This is a genomic window from Caballeronia glebae (genome assembly GCF_001545035.1).
Classification (GTDB): Bacteria; Pseudomonadota; Gammaproteobacteria; order Burkholderiales; family Burkholderiaceae; genus Caballeronia; species Caballeronia glebae.
Genome location: NZ_FCOJ02000026.1, coordinates 63,296 through 86,454, shown reverse-complemented (window position 1 = coordinate 86,454; position 23,159 = coordinate 63,296). Strand labels below are relative to the sequence as shown.

Annotated in this window: 18 protein-coding genes and 1 other RNA gene; 8 read left to right on the top strand and 11 right to left on the bottom strand. The window is 63.0% G+C overall.

Annotated features, from left to right (window positions below):
• Positions 1 to 10 precede the first annotated feature (10 nt).
• The 8 genes from rpsA to gyrA all read right to left on the bottom strand — a co-directional run bounded on the left by rpsA (position 11) and on the right by gyrA (position 10,759).
• The gene (gene rpsA, locus AWB82_RS19010; protein WP_200818142.1) at positions 11 to 1,741 is read right to left on the bottom strand and encodes a 30S ribosomal protein S1; all 1,731 of its coding nucleotides are present in this window, start codon (positions 1,739 to 1,741) and stop codon (positions 11 to 13) included.
• Positions 1,742 to 1,861: 120 nt separating this feature from the next.
• Complete coding sequence (gene cmk / locus AWB82_RS19005; RefSeq protein ID WP_086969891.1) at positions 1,862 to 2,542, bottom strand: (d)CMP kinase; 681 nt, start codon at positions 2,540 to 2,542, stop codon at positions 1,862 to 1,864.
• Between the two features lie 75 nt (positions 2,543 to 2,617).
• The gene (gene aroA, locus AWB82_RS19000) at positions 2,618 to 3,922 is read right to left on the bottom strand and encodes a 3-phosphoshikimate 1-carboxyvinyltransferase (protein WP_086969889.1); all 1,305 of its coding nucleotides are present in this window, start codon (positions 3,920 to 3,922) and stop codon (positions 2,618 to 2,620) included.
• A 21-nt stretch (positions 3,923 to 3,943) separates the two neighbouring features.
• Entirely contained in the window at positions 3,944 to 4,870 is a 927-nt protein-coding gene (locus AWB82_RS18995) for a prephenate dehydrogenase (RefSeq protein WP_096031441.1), read from the bottom strand.
• A 78-nt stretch (positions 4,871 to 4,948) separates the two neighbouring features.
• Complete coding sequence (gene pheA, locus AWB82_RS18990) at positions 4,949 to 6,031, bottom strand: prephenate dehydratase (RefSeq protein ID WP_086969885.1); 1,083 nt, start codon at positions 6,029 to 6,031, stop codon at positions 4,949 to 4,951.
• Positions 6,032 to 6,072: 41 nt separating this feature from the next.
• The gene (serC, locus tag AWB82_RS18985) at positions 6,073 to 7,155 is read right to left on the bottom strand and encodes a 3-phosphoserine/phosphohydroxythreonine transaminase (protein WP_086969939.1); all 1,083 of its coding nucleotides are present in this window, start codon (positions 7,153 to 7,155) and stop codon (positions 6,073 to 6,075) included.
• A 198-nt stretch (positions 7,156 to 7,353) separates the two neighbouring features.
• Positions 7,354 to 7,968, bottom strand: a complete 615-nt coding sequence (locus AWB82_RS18980; RefSeq protein WP_086969937.1) for a DUF2059 domain-containing protein — start codon at positions 7,966 to 7,968, stop codon at positions 7,354 to 7,356.
• Between the two features lie 145 nt (positions 7,969 to 8,113).
• Positions 8,114 to 10,759 (bottom strand): DNA gyrase subunit A, encoded by a 2,646-nt coding sequence (gene gyrA, locus AWB82_RS18975; RefSeq protein ID WP_086969883.1) that lies wholly within the window; start codon positions 10,757 to 10,759, stop codon positions 8,114 to 8,116.
• Between the two features lie 696 nt (positions 10,760 to 11,455).
• On the opposite strand from gyrA, the gene ompA reads away from it, so the two are divergent.
• From ompA to ssrA, 4 genes are all read left to right on the top strand, one after another.
• Positions 11,456 to 12,115, top strand: a complete 660-nt coding sequence (gene ompA, locus AWB82_RS18970) for an outer membrane protein OmpA (RefSeq protein WP_086969881.1) — start codon at positions 11,456 to 11,458, stop codon at positions 12,113 to 12,115.
• A gap of 192 nt (positions 12,116 to 12,307) precedes the next feature.
• On the top strand, positions 12,308 to 13,006 hold the full coding sequence (gene ubiG / locus AWB82_RS18965) for a bifunctional 2-polyprenyl-6-hydroxyphenol methylase/3-demethylubiquinol 3-O-methyltransferase UbiG (RefSeq protein WP_086969879.1): 699 nt from the start codon (positions 12,308 to 12,310) through the stop codon (positions 13,004 to 13,006).
• A 4-nt stretch (positions 13,007 to 13,010) separates the two neighbouring features.
• Positions 13,011 to 13,775, top strand: coding sequence for a phosphoglycolate phosphatase (gph, locus tag AWB82_RS18960; RefSeq protein WP_235023349.1), 765 nt, complete (start codon positions 13,011 to 13,013; stop codon positions 13,773 to 13,775).
• An 80-nt stretch (positions 13,776 to 13,855) separates the two neighbouring features.
• Positions 13,856 to 14,213, top strand: a transfer-messenger RNA (tmRNA) gene (gene ssrA, locus AWB82_RS18955).
• Positions 14,214 to 14,514: 301 nt separating this feature from the next.
• Here ssrA and AWB82_RS18950 read toward each other — a convergent pair.
• Positions 14,515 to 14,787, bottom strand: coding sequence for a hypothetical protein (locus AWB82_RS18950; protein ID WP_086969876.1), 273 nt, complete (start codon positions 14,785 to 14,787; stop codon positions 14,515 to 14,517).
• 143 nt (positions 14,788 to 14,930) lie between these two features.
• Entirely contained in the window at positions 14,931 to 16,001 is a 1,071-nt protein-coding gene (locus tag AWB82_RS18945) for a substrate-binding domain-containing protein (RefSeq protein WP_086969875.1), read from the bottom strand.
• A 128-nt stretch (positions 16,002 to 16,129) separates the two neighbouring features.
• Between AWB82_RS18945 and AWB82_RS18940 the strand changes: the two genes are divergently transcribed.
• From AWB82_RS18940 to AWB82_RS18925, 4 genes are read left to right on the top strand one after another with little or no spacing between them, the layout of a single operon-like run.
• A complete protein-coding gene (locus AWB82_RS18940) occupies positions 16,130 to 16,618 on the top strand; it encodes an NAD(P)H-dependent oxidoreductase subunit E (protein ID WP_086969873.1) in 489 nt (162 codons plus the stop codon).
• Entirely contained in the window at positions 16,615 to 18,171 is a 1,557-nt protein-coding gene (locus tag AWB82_RS18935; RefSeq protein ID WP_086969872.1) for a formate dehydrogenase beta subunit, read from the top strand. Before AWB82_RS18940 ends, AWB82_RS18935 begins: the two co-directional genes overlap by 4 nt.
• 9 nt (positions 18,172 to 18,180) lie before the next feature.
• Positions 18,181 to 21,111 (top strand): formate dehydrogenase subunit alpha, encoded by a 2,931-nt coding sequence (gene fdhF / locus AWB82_RS18930; RefSeq protein ID WP_086969870.1) that lies wholly within the window; start codon positions 18,181 to 18,183, stop codon positions 21,109 to 21,111.
• Positions 21,112 to 21,114: 3 nt separating this feature from the next.
• A complete protein-coding gene (locus AWB82_RS18925; RefSeq protein WP_086969868.1) occupies positions 21,115 to 21,360 on the top strand; it encodes a formate dehydrogenase subunit delta in 246 nt (81 codons plus the stop codon).
• Between the two features lie 46 nt (positions 21,361 to 21,406).
• Here the strand turns inward: AWB82_RS18925 and AWB82_RS18920 are convergent, their stop codons facing one another.
• Positions 21,407 to 23,143, bottom strand: coding sequence for an FAD-dependent monooxygenase (locus AWB82_RS18920; protein ID WP_086969867.1), 1,737 nt, complete (start codon positions 23,141 to 23,143; stop codon positions 21,407 to 21,409).
• Positions 23,144 to 23,159 lie beyond the last annotated feature (16 nt).

Genomic DNA, 23,159 nt, shown 5'->3' with positions numbered 1-23,159 from the left:
CGTTGAGGGCTTAGCTGTTCTGGCCGTCGAGCTTGGCCTTGAGCAGCGCGCCCAGGTTGGTCGTGCCGGTAGCGGCGGCGTTCGAGTCGCCCTTCAGGTCGCGCATTGCTTCCTGTTGCTCGGCCGAATCCTTCGCCTTGATCGACAGATTGATGCCACGCGACTTGCGATCGATGTTGATGATCATCGCGTTGACCTTGTCGCCTTCCTTCAGCACGTTACGCGCATCTTCCACGCGGTCCACAGCGATTTCCGAAGCACGCAGATAGCCTTCGACGTCAGCCGTCAGGGTGATAACCGCACCCTTCGGGTCCACCGCCTTCACGACGCCGTCGACGATTGCGCCCTTGTCGTTCATTGCAACGAAGTTGTTGAACGGATCGCCTTCGAGCTGCTTGATGCCGAGCGAGATGCGTTCCTTGTCCACGTCGATGCCCAGAACCATGGCTTCGACTTCGTCGCCCTTCTTGTACTTGCGGACGGCTTCTTCGCCGGTTTCCGACCACGACAGATCCGACAGGTGAACCAGACCGTCGATGCCGCCAGGCAGACCGATGAACACGCCGAAGTCGGTGATCGACTTGATGGCGCCGCTGATCTTGTCGCCCTTCTTGAAGTTGCGGCTGAAGTCATCCCACGGGTTCGGCTTGCACTGCTTCATGCCGAGCGAGATACGGCGGCGGTCTTCGTCGATTTCGAGAACCATGACTTCGACTTCGTCGCCCAGCTGAACAACCTTCGACGGTGCAACGTTCTTGTTCGTCCAGTCCATTTCCGACACGTGGACCAGGCCTTCGATGCCGGATTCCACTTCGACGAATGCGCCGTAGTCCGTGATGTTCGTGACCTTGCCGAACAGGCGCGTGCCCGACGGGTAACGACGCGAGATGCCTTCCCACGGATCGTCGCCGAGTTGCTTGATGCCGAGCGAGACGCGGTTCTTCTCCTGGTCGAACTTGAGGATCTTGGCGGTGACTTCCTGGCCAACCGACAGCACTTCCGACGGGTGACGCACACGACGCCATGCGATGTCGGTGATGTGCAGCAGGCCGTCGATGCCGCCGAGGTCCACGAATGCGCCGTAGTCGGTGATGTTCTTGACCACGCCTTCGACGATCGCGCCTTCCTTCAGCGTTTCGAGCAGCTTCGCGCGCTCTTCGCCCTGCGTCGCTTCGATGACCGCGCGGCGCGACAGCACCACGTTGTTACGCTTGCGATCGAGCTTGATGACGCGGAATTCGAGCGTCTTGCCTTCGTACGGCGTCGTGTCCTTGACCGGACGCGTGTCAACGAGCGAACCCGGCAGGAACGCGCGGATGCCGTTGACCATCACGGTCATGCCGCCCTTGACCTTGCCGGTGATCGTGCCGGTCACGAGTTCGTTGTTGTCCAGCGCTTTTTCCAGCGACAGCCACGAAGCCAGACGCTTCGCCTTGTCGCGCGACAGGATGGTGTCGCCATAGCCGTTTTCCAGCGCGTCGATCGCGACGGAAACGAAGTCGCCCGCCTGCACTTCCACTTCACCCGCGTCGTTCAGGAATTCTTCGAGCGGAATATAGGCTTCGGACTTGAGACCAGCGTTGACAACCACGAAGTTGTGGTCGACACGGACGACTTCGGCGGAGATCACTTCGCCGGCGCGCATGTCCTGCTTGGTCAGCGACTCTTCGAACAGAGCCGCAAAGGATTCGGTATTCGGGGTGGAGGTTTGCAGGTCGGACATAAAAATCGATATTTGCACGGCCTTCGCGCGGCGGTTCGGGATGAACCTGTAAGGCGCAACGCCATACGGGGTTAAAGGGTTAACACACGCTCCGTTTCCGGCGGAGCACCTTACTTCACTACGACTTACCACAACTCGCTACACGCGAATTTCGCTGTACCAGCCAATGATCTGCTCGACCGCTTGATCGATCGACAAACCGGAGGTGTCCAGCGTCTTCGCGTCCGCCGCGGGCTTGAGCGGCGCGGTGCTCCGGTTCATATCCCGGGCGTCGCGTGCGCGCAAATCTCGCAGCAAGTCATCCATATTAGCAGAAAAACCTTTTTGCATCAATTGCTTATACCGTCTCGCCGCGCGCGCCTCGACGCTCGCAGTCAAAAATACCTTGAGCGTGGCGTCGGGGAAGATGACGGTGCCCATGTCGCGGCCGTCGGCGACGAGGCCCGGGCGCTTGCGAAAGGCCCGCTGGCGCGCGACGAGCGCCTGGCGCACTTCGGGATGCACGGCGATCGCGGAGGCGCGGTTTCCGACTTCTTCCTGGCGGATTTCGCCCGAGACGTCCGTTCCGTCAAGCTGCGCGCAGCCTTCGCGGAAGGTGATGTGGAGCGCTTCGATCAGCTTTGCAAGGCCGGGCGCGTCGTCCTTCTCCACCTCGTAGCGGATGCTCGCGAGCGCCGCGAGCCGGTACAGTGCGCCGCTGTCGAGCAGGTGAAAGCCGAGCGTCGCGGCGACGATCGCGGCGACCGTGCCCTTGCCCGACGCCGTTGGCCCGTCGATGGTGATCACTGGAGTGGGGTCGAAAGGACGGGCTGGTTTCATTGAGTCTGGCCGTTCTGGCCCGTTATTGCGGTCATGGAAGTGGAAGTCATCGCGTTTCACGGTACAGCGCTCCCGTTACGCTTTGACAAGCGTCGAGAAGCGGTCGAAGTAGTCCGGAAAGGTCTTGTTCACGCATTTCGGGTCGTTGATGCGCACCGGCACGCCGCCGAGACTCACGAGCGACAAGCACATCGCCATGCGGTGATCGTCGTAGGTGTCGATCGCGGCGTTCGGCGTGAGTTGCGCCGGCGGCGTGACGACGAGATAGTCCGCACCCTCTTCCACCGTCGCGCCGATCTTGCGCAATTCGGTCGCCATCGCGGCGATGCGGTCGGTCTCCTTCACGCGCCAGCTCGCGATGTTGCGCAGCGTCGTCGTGCCGCTCGCGAAGAGCGCGGCCACGGCGATCGTCATCGCGGCGTCGGGAATCAGGTTGAAATCCATGTCGATGGGCGCGAGCTTGCCGTCGTCCGATTCGACGCCGCGCACCTCGATCCAGTCCTCGCCCATCATCACGTTCGCGCCCATGCGGTTCAGCGCATCGGCGAAACCGACGTCGCCCTGGATGCTCGAACGCCCGACGCCTTCCACGCGCACCGGTCCGTGCCCGATCGCGCCCGCCGCCAGAAAATACGACGCCGACGACGCGTCGCCTTCGACCATGATCGCGCCCGGCGATTTGTAGCTCACGCCGGCGGCAATGGTGAAGCGCGCCCAGCCATCGCGCTCGACGGTCACGCCGAAGCGCGCCATCAAACGAATCGTGATTTCGATGTACGGCTTCGAGATCAGTTCGCCTTCGATCTCGATCGTAACGGGACCATCGCGGCCCTCGACGACCGGCAGGCTCATTAGAAGCGCGGTGAGGAACTGGCTCGACACGTCGCCGCGCACGCGAATCGGCTTGTCGATGGCGATCTTCGCGGCGTGGATCTTGAGCGGCGGAAAGCCATCGTTCAGCTCGTAATCGATCGCGGCGCCGATCTGACGCAGCCCGTCGACGAGATCGCCGATCGGCCGCTCGTGCATGCGCGGCACGCCGTGCACGCGATATTCGCCGCCGTTCACGGCCAGCGCCGCGGTCAGCGGACGCACCGCCGTGCCCGCGTTGCCGAGAAACAGTTCCGCCGACTTCGAAGGAAACGCACCACCCGTCCCGCCGACGATCACACGCTCGCCGTCTTCGCGCACGGCGACGCCGAGATTTTTGAGCGCGGCGAGCATCACGCGCGTGTCGTCGGAATCGAGCAGATTCGTGATCGACGTTTCACCGTTCGCAAGCGCCGCGAGCAACAGCACGCGGTTCGAAATGCTCTTCGAGCCGGGCAAGCGCACCGTGCCAGCCGCGCGGGAGAAAGGTCCGAGATCGAGATGTTCCATAGTGTGTCCTTGTTTCGCGGCTTACTTGGCGGCGATGTCGTTCGAGGGCTTGATGCCGCCGCGTTCCTGCCATTCTTTTCGAGCGACGCGCGAACGCGCGAACGCCGCTTCGAGCGCCGCGCCATCCGAGGCGTCGATCGCCGCGCGAAAGCGCGCGAGCACGGCGGTGTAGTCGTCGAGTTCGGCGAGCAGCGCGGCGCGGTTCGCGAGACAGATATCGCGCCACATTTCTGGGCTCGAAGCCGCGATACGCGTGAAATCGCGGAACCCGCCCGCGGCAAACGAAAATTTCAGATCGGCGTCGGGTGTATCGAGAATCTGGTCGACGAGCGCGAACGACAGCACGTGCGGCAAATGGCTCACCGACGCGAACACGCGATCGTGCTGCGCCTCGCTCATCTGACGCACGCACGCGCCGGTCTCGCGCCACATCGCCGCGATGCGCTCCACGTCGCCGGCCGCGTTTTCCGGCAGCGGACACAGCACGACGTTGCGCTCGACGTACAGATCGGGCAACGCCGCGTCGACGCCGCTCGACTCGCGCCCGGCGATCGGATGGCCCGGCACGAACTGCGCGACACGCGCACCGAGCGCGCGCTTAGCCGCCTCGACGACATCGGTTTTCGTGCTGCCGGCGTCGGTGACGATGGTCCGCGCGTCGAGCAACGGCGCGATGCGCGCGAGCAGCGGCCCGGTCTGCGCGACCGGCGCGGCGAGCAGCACCACGTCGGCGCCTTCGAGCGCGCTTGCCAGCGCGGCGTCGTCGTCGAGCGCGGCGGCTTCATCGATCACGCCGAGTTCGAGCGCGCGCGCAACCGATGCGGCGGAGCGCCCCACGCCGACGACGCGGCCCGCCAGCCCCGCGCGCTCACGCAACGCGCGCGCGAGCGAGCCGCCGATCAGACCGACGCCGAAAATAACCAGTTTGTTGAAAGAGAACGCAGCCACGGGACATGGGTAAAAGCGCGTCGTCCGACGCAGGGTGAAACGAGCCGCCGCGAACGCTCGCAGCGGCGATGAGCCAGATCAGCGCGCCCGCGGATACGAACCGAGGATCTTCAGGAACGCGGACTTGCGACCGAGTTCGTCGAGCGCGGCGGCAACCGCGGCATCGTCGCGATGGCCTTCGATGTCGATATAGAAGTAATACTCCCACGCGCCCGAGCGCGCGGGACGCGATTCGAAACGCGTCATCGAAACGCCGTGCTTCGCGAGCGGCTCCAGCAGCTTGAAGACCGCGCCGGACTCGTTCTTCACCGTGACGATGAGCGAGGTCTGATCGTGGCCGCTCGAATCCGTCGGCTGCTTGCCGACGATCACGAAGCGCGTGCGATTGTGCGGATCGTCCTGAATCATCGAGAACACGACGCCCAGGCCGTAGTGCGTCGCGGCGCGATCGCCGGCAATGGCCGCGACCGTCGGATCTTCGAGCGCCATGCGCGCGGCTTCCGCATTGCTCGACACGGCGTGGCGCTCCAGATGCGGCGCGTTCGCCGAGAGCCAGCGCTGACACTGCGCGAGCGCTTGCGGATGCGCGCACACGCGCTTCACGCCGTCGAGCGCGCCGGACGCGGTCAGCAGATTGTGATGAATCGGCAACGCGAGTTCGCCGCCGATCGAAAGCGATGTCTGCAGCAGCAAATCCAGCGTGCGCGACACCGCGCCTTCCGCCGAATTCTCGACCGGCACGACGCCGTACTGCGCCGCGCCCGCCTCGACGGCGCGGAACACTTCGTCGATCGACGGGCACGGCACGCCGTGAATCGAATGCCCGAAGTATTCGAACATCGCCTGTTCGCTATACGTGCCGACCGGCCCGAGGAATGCAGCGCTGATCGTCTGTTCGAGCGCGCGGCTCGCGGCCATGATCTCGCGCCAGATCGAAGCGATGTGTTCATCGGCGAGCGGCCCGTCGCTCATTTCCTGCAGACGCGCGATGACCTGCATCTCGCGCTCCGGACGAAACACGGGCGCATTGAAATGCTTCTTCACCTCGCCGACTTCCAGCGCGACGGAAGCACGCTGATTCAGCAGCGCGATGAGTTGCGCGTCGAGCGCATCGATGCGCTCACGCAGCGGTTTGAGTCTTGAATTGAGATCGTCGTCCATGCGGTGCTTGAGCTTATGCGATTGAGTGAGCGTGGTCGCTGTTAAGCGCCTGTGCGCTCGAATTCCTTCATGTAATCGACGAGAGTTTTGACTCCCTCGATCGGCACCGCGTTGTAGATCGATGCCCGCATGCCGCCGACGGACTTGTGGCCCTTCAGTTGCAACAGCCCGCGCGCTTTCGCGCCGACCAGGAAATCGGTGTTGCGCGATTCGTCGGCGAGAAAGAACGGCACGTTCATGCGCGAACGGTTCTGGCGCTCGACCTTGTTGACGTAGAAATCGCTGGAATCGATGGTGTCGTAGAGCAGCGTGGCCTTCTCGACGTTGCGCGCCTCGATCGCCGCGAGGCCGCCCTGCTTCTTCAGCCACTTGAAGACGAGACCGGCGATGTAGATCGCGTAGGTGGGCGGCGTGTTGTACATCGAATTGTTCTCGGCGACGATCTTCCATTCGAACGCCGAAGGACAAATGGACAGCGCGCGGTCGAGCAGGTCCTCGCGCACGATCACGACGGTCACGCCCGCCATGCCGATGTTCTTCTGCGCGCCGCCGAAGAGCACGCCGTACTTGGCGATGTCCATCGGGCGCGACAGGATGTGCGAGGAGGCGTCGGCAACGAGCGGGATATCGCCGAGATCGGGAATCTCGAAGGCTTCGACGCCGTCGATGGTCTCGTTCGAGCACAGATGCACGTAAGCCGGGTCGTCCGAGAGCTTCCACTCGTTGAAGCCCGGCACGCGCGTAAAGCCTGCTTCGGTCTTGCCGCTCGCCGCGAGATGCGGCGTGCCGTACTTCTGCGCTTCCTTGAACGATTTCGTCGACCACGAACCGGTCACGACGAAGTCGGCCGTCTGCCTGTTGCCGAGCAGGTTCATGGGCACGATCGCATTTTCGCCGATGCCGCCGCCCTGCAGAAACAGGATGCGATGCGACGCGGGCACGTTCAACAGGTCGCGCAGATCGGTGAGCGCCGCCTCGTGGATCGACATGAACTCCGCGCCGCGATGACTCATTTCCATCACGCTCATGCCGCTGCCTTGCCAGTCGAGCATCTCATCAGCCGCTTGCCTCAGGACTTCTTCTGGCATGGCGGCTGGGCCGGCGGAGAAATTGAACACGCGCATCTGGAGATCCCGGAAATCCGATTCGGCAGGCGCGAATTGCACGGCAAATGCAACGAAGACCACGTTCTCACGCCCGAAAAAGAAATGGCTGCTTGCGCTCGCGCGCAAACAGCCATTATCGCACTGTCCGGAAAACCCGCCAATGCGCGGGGCGGTGAGCCCCGCCGGCGGATTTTCGTCAGGTCGAGGTCGCCGAGCTTACTTGGCGCTCGGCTTGACGCTCGCCACTTCCTGATCGGCTTGCGTGCGCGTCGCCTTGATGGCTTGCGGCATGTACTTCTGCATCAGGCCGTTCACGACGTCGCGGCCAACCTGGTCTTGAACCTGGATGAACTTGCGGCCGGTCGGGCTCTTGTAGAAGTTGGTCAGATCCTTGATCTCGTCCGTCGAGTAGTACTTCGCATACGCTTCGTACTGAGCCTGCATCGCGTCCTTGCGAAATGCGTCGGTCGCGAAAACCTGACCAGCGGAATCGACCAGCTTCGGCACTGCGTTCTTCTGCAGCGACGGAACGGCGGCTTGCTTCTGCTTGTCGTTCATCGTCTTGTTCTCGGACAGCGCGTCCGAGAGGATCGCCGGCACGAGTTGCTTCGATTGCATCTGCGCGCTGTTACCGATCGCACCGACCAGCTTCTGCGCGTCGATCGCGTCGAGCAGCTCTTTGATCGCGGCTTGCTTGGCCGGGTCAACCGGTGCTGCTGCGGCTGCCGGTGCGGCCGTCTGCGCGGGCGCCTGGTTCTGAAGCGACTGAGCCATCGCGAAGGTCGGCACGAAAGCGGCCAGCAACATCCACTGCTTGAAACGTCCTTGCATCATTACTCCCTGTAAAAAATATCCAGTTCAGCACTGGCGACGAGCTTTGCGTGTCTTTCCGACGCCGACAACCAGCTCACGTCGCGCAGCTTAACTAATCCGAGCTTTCAAAAGCGATAACAAGAGGCCCGCGACACAAAAAATATCAGGCGCTTTCCCCGCCTTCATCATTTTCCGCGTCGTCAGGGCTGGCCGCAGCGTCTTCCGAACCGGCTTCCGCTTCGAGTTCGGCCTCGGCTTCCGCCTCGGCGATATGCTGCAGTCCCGACAACTTCGTTCCCTCGTCAAGGCTGATGAGTGTAACACCTTGGGTTGCACGGCCCATTTCGCGGATCTCCGAGACGCGCGTGCGAATGAGCACGCCCGCCGTCGTGATCAGCATGATCTCGCTCTCGGGCTCGACGAGCGTCGCGGCGACGACCCGGCCGTTGCGTTCCGACGTCTGGATCGCAATCATGCCCTTCGTGCCGCGACCGTGACGCGTGTACTCGTTGATCGGCGTGCGCTTGCCGTAGCCGTTCTCGGTAGCTGTCAGCACCGACTGATTCTCGCCGCCGGCGACCAGCATCGCGATGACGTGCTGGCCGTCTTCGAGCTGCATGCCGCGCACGCCGCGCGCCTCGCGGCCCATCGCGCGCACGTCGTTCTCGTCGAAACGCACGGCCTTGCCCGAGTCGGAGAACAGCATGACGTCGTGTTCGCCATCGGTGATCGCCGCGCCGATGAGGTAATCGCCCTCATCGAGACCGACGGCGATGATGCCCTTCTTCATCGGACGGCTGAACGCTTCGAGCGGCGTTTTCTTGACGGTGCCGAGCGCGGTCGTCATGAATACGTACTTGTCGGCCGAGAATTCCTTGATCGGCAGAACGACGTTGATCTTCTCGCCGTCCTGCAGCGGGAACATGTTGACGATCGGACGGCCGCGCGAGTTGCGCGAGCCCTGCGGCACTTCATACACCTTGATCCAGTACACGCGGCCGCGGTTCGAGAAGCACAGCATGTGATCGTGCGTGTTCGCGATGAACAGCGTGTCGATCCAGTCGTCTTCCTTCATCTGCGTCGCCTGCTTGCCGCGTCCGCCGCGCTTTTGCGCGCGGTATTCGGAAAGCGGCTGCGACTTCACGTAACCGGTATGCGACATGGTAACGACCATGTCCGTCGGCGTGATCAGGTCTTCGGTGTTGAGCTCCGTCGCGTTCATTTCAATGCGCGAACGACGGTCGTCGCCGAACTCGGTGCGGATCTGGCCCAGTTCGTCGACGATGATCTGGCGAATTCGCTCCGGCCGCGCGAGGATGTCGAGCAGGTCGGCGATTTGCGCCATCACTTCGCGATACTCGCCGACGATCTTGTCCTGCTCCAGACCGGTCAGGCGTTGCAGACGCATCTGCAGAATTTCCTGCGCCTGGACGTCCGACAATCTGTAGAGGCCGTCTTCCTGCAGACCGTAAGCCGGATTCAGCCCTTCCGGACGATATGCCGCGCGGCCGCCCGAAGCCTCGGACTCGGTGCGCGTGAGCATTTCGCGCACGAGCGACGAGTCCCACGGACGCGCCATCAATTCCTGCTTCGCGATCGGCGGCGTCGGCGCGGCCTTGATGATCGCGATGAATTCGTCGATGTTCGCAAGCGCAACGGCGAGACCTTCGAGCACGTGCCCGCGATCGCGCGCCTTGCGCAGTTCGTATACAGTGCGCCGCGTCAGCACTTCCCGTCGATGCGACAGGAAGCATTCGAGCATTTCCTTCAGGTTCAGCAGCTTCGGCTGGCCGTCGACGAGCGCGACCAGGTTCATGCCGAACGTGTCCTGCAACTGCGTCTGCTTGTACAGGTTGTTCAGAATGACTTCGGGCACTTCCCCGCGCTTCAGCTCGATCACGACGCGCATGCCCGACTTGTCGGACTCGTCGCGAATGTCGGAGATGCCTTCGATCTTCTTCTCGTTGACGAGTTCGGCGATGCGCTCAAGCAACGTGCGCTTGTTCACCTGATACGGAATCTCGTCGACGATGATCGCCATGCGCTGACCGCGGTCGATCTCTTCGAAGTGCGTGGTCGCGCGCATCACGACGCGCCCGCGTCCCGTGCGATACCCGTCGCGCACGCCCGCCACGCCGTAGATGATGCCGGCGGTCGGGAAATCGGGCGCCGGCACGATCTCGATGAGTTCGTCGATCGAGGCCTCGGGCGTATTCAGCAAATGCAGGCAGGCGTCGACGATTTCGCGCAGGTTGTGCGGCGGAATGTTGGTCGCCATGCCGACCGCGATGCCGGCCGAACCGTTGATCAGCAGATTCGGAATGCGCGCCGGGAGAACGAGCGGCTCGTTTTCGCTGCCGTCGTAGTTCGGACCGAAGTCGACGGTTTCCTTGTCGATGTCGGCCAGCAGTTCGTGGCCGATCTTCGCCATGCGGATTTCGGTGTAGCGCATTGCCGCGGCGTTGTCGCCGTCGACCGAACCGAAGTTGCCCTGGCCATCGACCAGCATGTAGCGCAGCGAGAACGGCTGCGCCATGCGAACGATCGTCTCGTAGACGGACGCGTCGCCGTGAGGATGGTATTTACCGATGACGTCGCCGACGATACGCGCCGACTTCTTGTACGCGCGGTTCCAGTCGTTGTTCAGCTCGTGCATCGAGTAGAGCGCCCGACGATGCACCGGCTTCAAGCCATCGCGGACATCGGGAAGCGCGCGCCCGACGATCACGCTCATCGCGTAATCGAGATACGAACGGCGCATTTCCTCCTCAAGGGAGATTGGCAGAGTCTCTTTGGCGAATTGATCCATTATCCGTGTCTTGAACTTTGCAGCGGCGACACGGCAACGCGCGCGACGATTTCGCGAGACTCGCCCGCCAGCCGCGCGACATGGGCCGCCGTGGCGCGTAGCCGACGTACACTGCGCGCCGCAAATGCAGCGCATGCTTTTTTATGCGTGCGAACGCAGCGCATCAAAGGATTCTACCATGCACGAGATTCGCGCCCGCCCGACTGCCGTATACATACAGTGTGTTTCGGACAATCCAACCGGAATATGCGTGCGGACTTCGCAATGCGCAACGCTGTACCAATTACTTACAAAAACTGGGGAACGTCTTCCGTCAATTCGACACGCGGCCGGGCTATCATGCCGCCTCGATGTTTTGCCAGTCGAATGAGTACCCGCGATGAAAACACGCAGGAAATCGCATTCGGGCACGTAAAGTGCGCACGTTTTGCGCCTTCTCGAGCCTTGAGTGTTTCCTGTCCCCTTCTTGTTGCGCATGCACCACATAAGGTTGCGGGCGTACAGCGTGCGGGGATATTTTTATCGTTGCAAGGGAACGATATGGCAAAATGCCAACGCACAAACTTAGACACTGCTCGAAGTCTATACAGCGCGTTTTGTTCCGTAGGGAATGTTATACTTCGAGCAATGTATGACTTGTCTTCGTCTACAGGCTCGCAGTAAACCTGCGGTAATCTCAATTTCGAGAGGAGAAATATGAATAAACTTTCAAAGCTCGCGTTCATTGCAGCTACCGCAGTTATGGCTGCATCGGCCTCGGCACAGTCCGTGCCGGCCTCGCGACAAGCCGTGAATGATAACTGGGTGAACGGTACGGGCGAGTATGTGTGGATGAACGGCACGAACGAACTGTGCTGGCGCGACGCGTTCTGGACGCCGGCTACGGCAAACGCGAAGTGCGATGGCGCGCTGGTCGCGCAAGCACCGACGCCGCCGGCACAAGTCACGCCGCCGCCGGTCATCCAGAGCCAGAAGGTTACCTATCAAGCTGACGCTCTGTTCGACTTCGACAAGGCAGTCCTGAAGCCGGCTGGTAAGGAAAAGCTGGACGATCTCGCATCGAAGATCGGCGCGCTGAACCTCGAAGTCGTGGTTGCCACGGGTTACACCGACCGCATCGGTTCGGACAAGTACAACGATCGTCTGTCGCTGCGCCGTGCGCAAGCTGTGAAGGCTTACCTGGTCAGCAAGGGCATCGAAGCCAACCGTATCTATACGGAAGGCAAGGGCAAGCGCGACCCGGTCACGAAGGGTACCTGCCAACAGAAGAACCACAAGCAACTTATCGCCTGCCTCGCACCGGATCGTCGCGTGGAAGTCGAAGTTGTCGGCACGACGCGTCAACCGCAGCAGTAATATCGAGTTGCATTGCCGCAGATCAAACCCCCGCCTCGGCGGGGGTTTTTTTATGTCCGAAGCGTTTGCGGCATTCGTTTAATGAGCCGTCGGTTCAGGTAGGCTTCATCCATGACGCTTTTTGCCCGCCCATTGCGACGCCTATATACTCGGTTCTAATTGATTCACGACTCAAACAAGGCAATTCCGAACATGATCAACGCCGATCCTCACGAACTGCAGAAATTCAGCGAGCTCGCGCATCGCTGGTGGGATCCGAACGCCGAGTTCAAACCGCTGCATGAACTGAACCCGGTCCGGCTCGACTGGATCGACGCGCACGCGCATTTGATGAGCAAGCGTGTTCTCGATATCGGCTGCGGCGGCGGCATTTTGTCCGAGTCGATGGCCGTGCGGGGCGCGAACGTCAAGGGCGTCGATCTGTCGTCGAGCGCGCTCGGCGTCGCCGATCTGCACAGTCTCGAAAGTGGTGTCGAGGTCGCGTATGAGGAAATTTCGGCGGAAGCGCTCGCTGCGCGCGAACCGGCTTCCTACGATGTCGTCACCTGCATGGAAATGCTCGAACACGTGCCGAACCCCGCGGGCACTGTCGCCGCATGCGCCGCGCTCGTCAAGCCGGGCGGCTGGGTGTTCTTCTCCACCTTGAATCGCAACGCGAAGGCGTATTTGTTCGCCGTCATCGGCGCGGAATACATCGCGCGCATGCTGCCGCGCGGCACGCACGATTACGCGCGCTTCATCAAGCCGTCGGAACTCGCCACGTTCGCGCGCGCCGCCTCGCTTTTGCCCGTCGACATCAAAGGCATCACGTATCGGCCGATTTCCCGGCACTTCGGCCTCTCGAACGACACGAGCATCAACTACATGATGGCTTGCCGCCGCGAAGCCTGACACCATGACCAACGACGATCCCTTGTCCACGGGCACCATCGATACCAAGCCCCTTCCGGAAGACACGAATCCCCTGCCCCAGCGCCTCGCCGAAGGCGACGGCCTCGGGCTGTGTCAGGCGGTGCTGTTCGACCTCGACGGCACGATCGCGGATACCGCGCCCGACCTCGTCGCCGCGGTGAACAAGATGCGGCATGACCGCGGCCTCGAAATGCGTCCGCTCGAAACGCTGCGGCCGTACGCGTCGGCGGGTGCGCGCGGTCTGCTCGGCGGCGCGTTCGAGATCGGGCCCGAGCATCACGACTTCGCGTCGATGCGGGATGAATTCCTCGCCAATTACGAAGCCGATCTGTGCATCGAGACGACGCTCTTTCCGGGAATCGCCGAGATACTCGATCAGCTCGATGCGCGCGGCGTGCGCTGGGGCATCGTCACCAACAAGGTGACGCGGTTCGCCGCGCCGCTGGTCGGCCTGCTGGGGCTCGACACGCGCGCCGGGTGCCTCGTCTGCGGCGACACGACGCCGCACTCGAAACCGCACCCCGCGCCGCTCCTGCACGCGGCCGAGTTGCTGGATGTCGCACCGGAGCGCATTGTCTATGTCGGCGACGATCTGCGCGACGTGCAAGCCGGCTTCGCGGCGGGCATGATCACCGTGGCGGCCGCCTACGGCTACTGCGGCGACGACATTCCGCCGCGCCGCTGGCACGCGAATCATGTCGTCGATTCGCCGGACGAACTGCAGCAGTTGTTGCGCGACATCGCGTGAGTCGCGGGGCGAAACGGCGCCTTGAATATCGCGCCGTTCGCCTCATATGGATTTTCGTGGGATAATTCCAGTTCCGTTTTGGGGGCGACCTGGTTTCGACAGGGGTTGTGAAGCGGTCAGGGCATACCGAGGACCCGTCACCTCGTTAATCAATGGGAAAATCGTAACTGCAAACGACGAAACGTTCGCACTGGCAGCCTAAGGGCCGCCGTCCTCTCGCTAGTTCACTGACGGGCTAGGGTAGCAATACCGCGAGAGGTCATATACGTCAGTTAAGCCTCGGTGGCGTCACGACGCCGTGGTCGAAAAATTAGTGAATCGCTGTAACGAAGCGTGTTCGTCCGCGTCGTTCCGGTTAAATCAAAAGACAGAACTAAGTATGTAGAACTGTTCGTAGAGCGCTTCTGGACGCGGGTTCGATTCCCGCCGCCTCCACCAAAAACACCCCCGCAAAACCCGCGATCGCGCAAGCATCGCGGGTTTTCTTTGGCCATTCGACAGGCGAAAAACAGGCGAAAAAAAGCCCCGCGCGAAGCGGGGCAAATATCCTTGAGAGACATAGGGAGGACAGAGACCACCTTCGCTACATTCGAGAGAATAGGCGCCTATGCGCTGCGTTCGTATCAGAGCGGTCCTAATACTGCTGCTTTATATCAACGATCAACGGATCCGCAGCTTGGAACAGCGACGGTCCCGCTCCGAGTGGCTTTCCCAAGCGACATCGGCGCTCCGACTCCGCTTAGTTCGAACCGTTCTGCGGACACTTCAGATTGCAGCCATTGGGATCGCCGTTGTCGCCACGGCGACGCATGCTCGATTTGTCGCCATTTTGGAATTTGGCCGACGGCGCGGACGCGGCGAACTGCATCTGCGGATGCTGGTTCAAACGGAATTGGTCCTGCAGCACGCCGCCCGGCACACCCGGTGAATTCTGGGCGAAGGCGACAGGAACCAGATAGATCGCGCCAGCGACGAGCGCGGCGGAGGAACAAGCGAGCAACGAGAGTTTCATGGCAATAGGTTGCGCGAGAAGATCGCGCCTGGGGCAGTAAAGTCGACAGCGAACCGTTAGGTTAACCCAATTCGCCGTCGCTGGCAGCTTTACGCGCGCCCGCCCTCTTACGGCGTGTTTCCGCTTTTTCGCACGCGCTCACTTCAGCCGCGCAAGCCTTCGTCGACATCGACGAGAGAACCGCAGTGCGCCGGATCATAGCCTTCCAGATGAGCGACGCTGTCGTTGAAGCCCTCGCTGCGCAAGATGCGCAACACGGACGCAAGCCGCGCCTCGTCGAGCCGCGCGCGCTCGCACGCGAAGAAATAATCCTCGTCGATGATCGGTATGAAATCGAGCGCGAAATGATGAGCGGCGGGCTGCACGCCAAAGCCGAGATCCGCCATGCCGCTTGCGACGAACGCGGCGATCGCCGAATGTGTGAGCTCGGTGGTCGCGTAGCCGTTGATCTGGTCCGGATCGACGCCCACGCGCCGCAACGACAAATCGAGCAGCATGCGCGTGCCCGAACCCGGCTGCCGATTGACGAAGCGCACGTCGCTACGCGCGAGATCGCGCAAGCCTGAGATACGCTTCGGATTGCCCTTCGGCAGGAACAGGCCTTGAGTGCGGCGCGTGAGCCGGATGAGCTGATGCTTGTTCCGGTCCAGAAACGGCCGATAGATGTCGGCACAGGTAGAACGGAATTCGCCGACCGGCAAATGGAAGCCCGCCAGTTCGCACTCACCGCGCGCGAGCGCACTCACTGCTTCGGCGCTCTCGCGATACTTGATCTCGACCGGCACGCGCTGATCGCCCAGCGCGCGCACGAGTGCCGCGACCGCATAACCGTGCGACGCGTGAATGCGCACCTGGCTGACGCCGCCCGCGAGACGCCGGTTCAGTTCGGCGGCGACGTCGCTCGCCACCGCCTGCAAGGGCGCTTCGAGGCGCTCGCCGCACACGCGTTGCGCACGCAACACCGACTCGCCCAGTTCGGACAATACCGAGCCGCGCCCGCGCGATTTGGTGATGAGCGCGCCGCCCAGACGCGCCTCGATTTCGCGCAACAAACCCCACGCGTGCCGATAGGACAAACCCTTAGCGCTCGCGGCATTCGCGATGCTGCCCGTTTGTGCGACGAGTTGCAGAAGCGGCACAACCGCGCTGAGATTGGTTTCCCGGCCATCGGCGTCCCGCAGGATCAGCTCGGCCCGGCATTCGACGTCCACCATATGCACTCCCCCATCCTATTGCCAAGATATATCACGACGCCTATTGTTCTTTTACCGGCTCGGCACCCGCAATTATATCTATCCAAATATGTACCGACAAAACATATGCCGAGTGATGGAGGAGCCCCATGACACATGCGCAGCTATCTGCCGCTGCATCCGCTGAGATCGTGCGTCGCCACGCGGTACAAGGCGCGACGTTGATGACCATTCTTCACGCCATCCAGGACGAAGTCGGCTATGTGCCGGAGACGGCCATCGCACCGCTCGCACAGACGCTGTCGCTTTCGCGCGCCGAAGTTCATGGCGTGATCACTTATTACCACCACTTCCGCTCTGCTCCGCCCGCGCGCGTGACCGTGCAGCTCTGCCGCGCGGAAGCGTGCCGCAGCATGGGCACGGAAGCGTTGAAGGATCACATCGAAGGGCATACGGGATGCCGCTTCGACAGCGGTCATGCCGAGGACACCGAGCTCGAATCCGTGTTCTGCCTCGGTCAATGCGCGCTCTCGCCGTCGATGATGTTGAACGGCGAATTGCACGCGCGCGTGACCCCCGCAAAGTTCGATCGCCTTTTTGCCGCCGCGCAAACGAAAGTCGCGGAGGTGACGGCATGACGCGCATTTACGTACCGATCGATTCCGCCGCGCTCTCGCTGGGCGCGCAAGCCGTCGCCGAAGCCGTCGTGAGCGAGGCGCAAAAGCGCGGCCTCGACGTGCAACTGGTGCGCAACGGTTCGCGCGGCCTCTTCTATCTCGAACCGCTCGTCGAAGTAGAAACGCCGGCCGGACGCATCGGTTATTCGAACGTCGAAGCGGACGACGTCGCTTCGCTCTTCGATGCGGGCTTCCACGAAGGCCGCGCGCATGAGAAGAACGTCGGCGTCGTCGATGAGATTCCGTATCTCAAGAATCAGCAGCGTCTGACGTTCGCGCGCATCGGCATCACGGACCCGCTGTCCATCGACGATTACATCGCGCTCGGCGGACTCGAAGGCCTGCGCAACGTGCTCGACATGAACGGCGACGCCGTCTGTCAGGCGCTGCTCGATTCCGGCCTGCGCGGGCGTGGCGGCGCGGCGTTCCCCGCCGGCATCAAATGGAAGACGGTGCGCGGCGCGCTGGCGGACCAGAAGTACATCGTCTGCAATGCAGACGAAGGCGACTCCGGCACGTTCTCGGACCGCCTCGTGATGGAAAGCGATCCGTACATGCTGATCGAAGGCATGATCATCGCGGGCGTGGCGGCGGCCGCGACCCAGGGCTACATCTACGTGCGCAGCGAGTATCCGCATTCGATCGATACGCTGAACCGCGCGATCGATCGCGCGCGCGACGCGGGCTGGCTCGGCGCGAGCGTGCTCGGCACGTCGCATGCGTTCGAGTTGTACGTCGCGAAGGGCGCGGGCGCGTATGTATGCGGCGAGGAAACCGCGCTGCTCGAATCGCTCGAAGGCAAACGCGGCATCGTGCGCGCGAAGCCGCCTGTGCCGGCGCTGACCGGTTTGTACGGGAAGCCTACTGTCATCAACAACGTCATTACGCTCGCGACGGTGCCGATCATCTTCGCGAAGGGCGCGGCCTTCTATCGCGACTTCGGCATGGGCCGTTCGCGCGGCACGCTGCCCTTCCAGATCGCGGGCAACGTGAAGCAAGGCGGACTCGTCGAGCTTGCGTTCGGCGTGACGCTGCGCGAACTGATCTACACCTACGGCGACGGCACCGCGACCGGACGCCCCGCGCGCGCGGTGCAAGTGGGCGGCCCGCTCGGCACGTATCTGCCGGAAAGCCAGTGGGACATTCCGCTCGACTACGAGGAATACGCGAAGGTCGGCGCGGTCGTCGGCCACGGCGGGCTCGTCGTTCACGACGACACGTCGAATCTCGCCGAACTCGCGCAATACGCGATGCACTTCTGCTCGCTCGAATCGTGCGGCAAGTGCACGCCGTGCCGAATCGGCTCGACGCGCGGCGAGGAAGTCATCGCGAAGATCCGCGAGGGCGATACGTCGGTGAAGCAGATCACGCTGTTGCGCGAGTTGTGCGACACGATGGTGTCCGGCTCGCTTTGCGCGATGGGCGGCATGACGCCGTTCCCGGTGATGTCCGCGCTCGATCACTTCCCCGAGGACTTCGGGCTGCCCCGCACGCCCGCACAGAAAGCGGCATAGGAGACAAAAATGTCCAACACCATGAACGGCTGCGGCTCCGGAAACTGCGCGTGCAAGAGCGCGGCGTCGGTGCAGCGCCGCGATCCGCTCGACGAAACCGATTACGGCACACCGCTGCGTCACGCCGATATCGACGTGACGCTCGAAATCGACGGCGAAAGCGTGACGGTTCCCGCGGGCACATCCGTCATGCGCGCCGCCATCGAAGCCGGCGTGAACGTGCCGAAGCTCTGCGCCACCGATTCGCTCGAACCGTGGGGTTCGTGCCGCCTGTGCCTCGTCGAGATCGAAGGCAAGCGCGGTTATCCGGCATCGTGCACGACGCCCGTCGAAGCGGGCATGAAAGTGCGCACGCAAAGCGACAAGCTGCAATCGCTTCGTCGTAACGTGATGGAGCTTTACATCTCCGATCATCCGCTCGACTGTCTCACCTGCCCCGCCAACGGCGATTGCGAACTGCAGGACATGGCGGGCGTCGTCGGCTTGCGCGAGGTGCGTTACGGCTACGAAGGCGCGAACCATCTCAAGGACAAGAAGGACGAATCGAATCCGTACTTCACCTACGATCCGGCGAAGTGCATCGTCTGCAACCGATGCGTGCGCGCGTGCGAGGAAACGCAAGGCACGTTCGCATTGACCATCGCCGGACGCGGCTTCGAATCGCGTGTCGCGGCGAGCGAAAACGTGCCGTTCATGGAATCGGAGTGCGTGTCGTGCGGCGCGTGCGTCGCCGCGTGCCCGACCGCGACGCTGCAGGAAAAGAGCGTGATCATGCTCGGTCAGGCAGAACATTCGGCCATCACGACGTGCGCGTATTGCGGCGTCGGCTGCTCGCTCAAGGCCGAGATGAAGGGCAACACGGTCGTGCGCATGACGCCGCACAAGAACGGTCAGGCGAACGAAGGCCACGCGTGCGTGAAGGGCCGCTTCGCGTGGGGCTACGCGACGCACAAGGACCGCATCAAGAAGCCGATGATCCGCGCGAAGATCACCGACCCGTGGCGCGAAGTTTCGTGGGATGAAGCGATCGACTACGCGGCGAGCGAGTTCCGCCGCATTCAGGACAAGCACGGTCGCGATTCGATCGGCGGCATCACGTCGTCGCGTTGCACGAACGAAGAGACGTACCTCGTGCAAAAGCTCGTGCGCGCGGCGTTCGGCAACAACAACGTCGATACGTGCGCGCGTGTCTGTCATTCGCCGACGGGCTACGGCCTCAAGACGACGCTCGGCGAATCGGCGGGTACGCAGACGTTCGCATCGGTCGAGCACTCGGACGTGATCGTCGTGATGGGCGCGAATCCGACCGACGGTCATCCGGTCTTCGGCTCGCGCCTGAAGCGCCGCGTGCGCGAAGGCGCGAAGCTGATCGTGATCGATCCGCGCCGCATCGATATCGTCGATACGCCGCACGTGAAGGCGCAGTATCACCTGCAATTGCGCCCGGGCACGAACGTCGCGATGGTTAATTCGCTCGCCCACGTGATCGTCACCGAAGGCCTGCTGAAGGAAGACTTCATCGCCGAGCGCTGCGAAGAACGCGCGTTCGGTCAATGGCGCGATTTCGTCGCGAAGGAAGAAAACTCGCCCGAAGCGATGGAAAGCGTCACCGGCGTGCCGGCCGGCCAAGTCCGCGAAGCCGCGCGCGTGTACGCGCTGGGCGGCAACGGCGCGATCTACTATGGCCTCGGCGTCACCGAGCACGCGCAAGGCTCGACCGCGGTCATGGGCATCGCCAACCTCGCGATGGCGACGGGCAATATCGGCCGCGAAGGTGTCGGCGTGAATCCGCTGCGCGGCCAGAACAATGTGCAGGGTTCGTGCGACATGGGCTCGTTCCCGCATGAACTGCCGGGCTATCGGCATATCGGCGACGCGGCGGTGCGTTCGCTCTTCGAGGAAGCGTGGGACGTGAAGCTCCAGCCGGAGCCGGGCCTGCGCATTCCGAACATGTTCGATGCCGCGATGCACGGCACCTTCATGGGCCTCTACTGTCAGGGCGAGGACATCGTCCAGTCGGACCCGAATACGCAGCACGTGGCCGATGCGCTGTCGTCGATGGAATGCATCGTCGTGCAGGACATCTTCCTCAACGAGACGGCGAAGTACGCGCACGTGCTGCTGCCCGGTTCGACCTTCCTCGAAAAAGACGGCACCTTCACCAACGCCGAGCGCCGCATCTCGCGCGTGCGCAAGGTGATGCCGCCGCTCGCGGGCTATTCCGACTGGGAAGTGACGATCAAGCTCTCGCGCGCGCTCGGCTACGAGATGAACTACGCGAACCCGTCCGAGATCATGGACGAGATCGCGCGTCTCACGCCGACCTTCCACGGCGTCTCGTATGAGCGCATCGACGAGCTTGGCAGCATTCAGTGGCCCTGCAACGAGCGCGCGCCGGACGGCACGCCGACGATGCACATCGACGAATTCGTGCGCGGCAAGGGACGCTTCGTCATCACCAAGTTCATCGCGACGCCGGAGAAGGTCACGCGCAAGTATCCGCTGCTGCTCACGACCGGGCGCATTCTCTCGCAGTACAACGTCGGCGCGCAGACGCGGCGCACCGAGAACTCGCAATGGCACGACGAGGATCGCCTGGAGATTCATCCGGTGGACGCGGAAGATCGCGGCATCAAGATGGACGACTGGGTCGGCATCGAGTCGCGCGCGGGGCAAACCGTGTTGCGCGCAAAGATCTCAGAGCGCATGCAGCCGGGCGTCGTCTATACGACGTTCCATTTCCCCGAATCGGGCGCGAACGTCATCACGACGGACTCCTCCGACTGGGCGACCAATTGTCCGGAGTACAAGGTGACGGCGGTGCAGGTGATGCCGGTCGAGCAGCCGTCGCAATGGCAGAAGGACTACTCGCGCTTCAACACGCAGCAGCTCGAACTGATGAACATGCGCGACGTCGCGCCGGCCACTTCAGGAAAATAACGAATGGACGTCGATAACCTGATCGAGATGGCGAACCGCATCGGCGAATTTTTCGATTCGATGCCGGACCGCGCCGAAGCCGTCGATAGCGTCGCGGATCATATCCGCCGCTTCTGGGAACCACGCATGCGGCTCGCGATTCTCGCCGCGCTCGACGACCCGGAGGCGAGCGCGGCGATGGAGCCGATCGTGCGCGAGGCGCTCGACCTGCACAGAGCCGACCTTCAGCCGAAGACGGCGCCTGCCTGAAACGCGCTTCGCCAACCCACGAAAGCCCTGCACCGCAGGGCTTTTTTCAATCCTCGCGATATTCGCGTTGCGGCTGCCGCTCCGTGCTCGTTTGCTGCGCGCCGAACCACGTTTCGCAGTGACGCAAGAGCGCATGCACGTCCGACGGCGCACGTCCGCGCGCGGCGATATAGCCATCGGGACGCACGAGATAGAACGCGGGGCGCGTGCGACCGTAGTTGTCGGTGAGCGAATTCGCGCCGTCGCCGTGCGTGTCGGTGATGCGCCACACGCGCACCGCGTTCGGCAGGATCGCTTCGACCGAGCGCGCCAGGCCGTCGAGATCGAGATCGCGCATCGCGTGTGCAACGGTGATGGTCGCGGGCGCGAGCGCGATGTCGTCCTCGCCCGACGGATTCACGAGCAGAAAGAGCGAGAAGCAGCCGGGATCGTGCAGATCGTAGAGGCAGCCGACGCCCGGCAAGCGCCCGAGCGGCCCGTCGATGACGTGCACGCGCGCATCGGGCGCACGCTCGCCCGCGCGCGGACCGCCGTCGAGCAGGCGCTCCAGCGTGAGCGGACCCTTGCGATAGTTGATCGACAGCTCGCTCACCGTGCGCCGCATCGCGTCGCGCAACGGACCGATCGCGGCGAGCGCGGGCATCACGTGTTCGCGCATCAGCTTCATCGGGCCATGCTCGGCGCCGGCCATCTGCGTGAGCATGCTCGATTGCCGCAAGACGTCGCGCTCGATCGGATGCCGCTCCGCGTGATAGCTGTCGAGCAGCCGCTCGGGCGCGCCGCCCGCGAGCATGCGCGCGATCTTCCAGCCGAGATTGAAGGCTTCCTGAATGCCGGTGTTCATGCCCTGCGCGCCCGCGGGACTGTGCACGTGCGCCGAATCTCCCGCAAGGAACACGCGCTCCACGCGCAATCGGTCGACCATGCGGCTATTCAGATGGAAGTACGACGACCACGTCATGTTCGACAACGCGATCTTGTGATGCACCCGACGCTCGACGAGCGCGCGGCATTCGTCGAGCGTCGGGCCGGCTTTTGCTCCAGCCGCGCCGACCGCGTTCGCGGCCGGAGCCGGGAGATCAGCGATCAGACGCGCGCGGTCGCCGCCCATCGGAAAGAGCGCGGCGAGGCCTTCGCCCGAAGCGAAGATGTGGAACTCGTCGTCGGGCCAGTCGGAGTCGGCCTGAAGATCGGCGAGCAGATACGTTTGATCGAACGTCTTGCCGTCGAAGCCGATGCCGAGCCGGTGCCGCACGAAGCTGTGCGCGCCGTCCGCCGCGATCAGAAACGAAGGCCGCAACAGTTCGTCGCGCCCGTTCGGATGGCGCAGCGTCGCCTGCAAACCCGCTGAGCCTTGCGAGACGTCGACCACCTCCACGCCGCGCTCGATGGCGACGTGATAGCCCGCCAGATGCTCGGCGAGCAGGCGTTCTGTCTGCGATTGTTCGAGAAAGAGCAGATACGGATAGCGCGTCTGCAAGGGATCGAAGTCGAGGCGCGCGAGGCGCTGCCCGTTCGAATAGAGATTCGCGACGCGCGCGCGATGGCCGAGTTCGAGAAACGGCTTGACGACGCGATGCTGCTCGAAGAGTTCGAGCGTGCGCGCCTGAATGCCGATCGCGCGTGAGTACGGCGACGGCTCGCGCGCCTTGTCCACGAGCCGGACCGGGATGTGCGCGCGCGAGAGACTCATCGCGGCGGCGAGGCCCGTCGGACCGGCGCCGACGATCAGAACGGGCGCCACGTCCAGCTTGTCGTTCGGATTCAGCTTTGGCGCGAACATGCGGTCGATCCTCCCT

Excerpts from the sequence above, each read along its gene's own strand:
- AWB82_RS18935 (WP_086969872.1), top strand. The coding sequence starts at position 16,615 with ATGACGCGCATTTACGTACCGATCGATTCCGCCGCGCTCTCGCTGGGC.
- ompA (WP_086969881.1), top strand. The coding sequence starts at position 11,456 with ATGAATAAACTTTCAAAGCTCGCGTTCATTGCAGCTACCGCAGTTATG.
- AWB82_RS18950 (WP_086969876.1), bottom strand. The coding sequence starts at position 14,787 with ATGAAACTCTCGTTGCTCGCTTGTTCCTCCGCCGCGCTCGTCGCTGGC.
- fdhF (WP_086969870.1), top strand. The coding sequence starts at position 18,181 with ATGTCCAACACCATGAACGGCTGCGGCTCCGGAAACTGCGCGTGCAAG.
- gyrA (WP_086969883.1), bottom strand. The coding sequence starts at position 10,759 with ATGGATCAATTCGCCAAAGAGACTCTGCCAATCTCCCTTGAGGAGGAA.
- cmk (WP_086969891.1), bottom strand. The coding sequence starts at position 2,542 with ATGAAACCAGCCCGTCCTTTCGACCCCACTCCAGTGATCACCATCGAC.
- AWB82_RS18945 (WP_086969875.1), bottom strand. The coding sequence starts at position 16,001 with ATGGTGGACGTCGAATGCCGGGCCGAGCTGATCCTGCGGGACGCCGAT.
- pheA (WP_086969885.1), bottom strand. The coding sequence starts at position 6,031 with ATGGACGACGATCTCAATTCAAGACTCAAACCGCTGCGTGAGCGCATC.
- AWB82_RS18940 (WP_086969873.1), top strand. The coding sequence starts at position 16,130 with ATGACACATGCGCAGCTATCTGCCGCTGCATCCGCTGAGATCGTGCGT.
- AWB82_RS18920 (WP_086969867.1), bottom strand. The coding sequence starts at position 23,143 with ATGTTCGCGCCAAAGCTGAATCCGAACGACAAGCTGGACGTGGCGCCC.
- serC (WP_086969939.1), bottom strand. The coding sequence starts at position 7,155 with ATGCGCGTGTTCAATTTCTCCGCCGGCCCAGCCGCCATGCCAGAAGAA.
- ubiG (WP_086969879.1), top strand. The coding sequence starts at position 12,308 with ATGATCAACGCCGATCCTCACGAACTGCAGAAATTCAGCGAGCTCGCG.
- AWB82_RS18925 (WP_086969868.1), top strand. The coding sequence starts at position 21,115 with ATGGACGTCGATAACCTGATCGAGATGGCGAACCGCATCGGCGAATTT.
- AWB82_RS18980 (WP_086969937.1), bottom strand. The coding sequence starts at position 7,968 with ATGCAAGGACGTTTCAAGCAGTGGATGTTGCTGGCCGCTTTCGTGCCG.
- gph (WP_235023349.1), top strand. The coding sequence starts at position 13,011 with ATGACCAACGACGATCCCTTGTCCACGGGCACCATCGATACCAAGCCC.
- aroA (WP_086969889.1), bottom strand. The coding sequence starts at position 3,922 with ATGGAACATCTCGATCTCGGACCTTTCTCCCGCGCGGCTGGCACGGTG.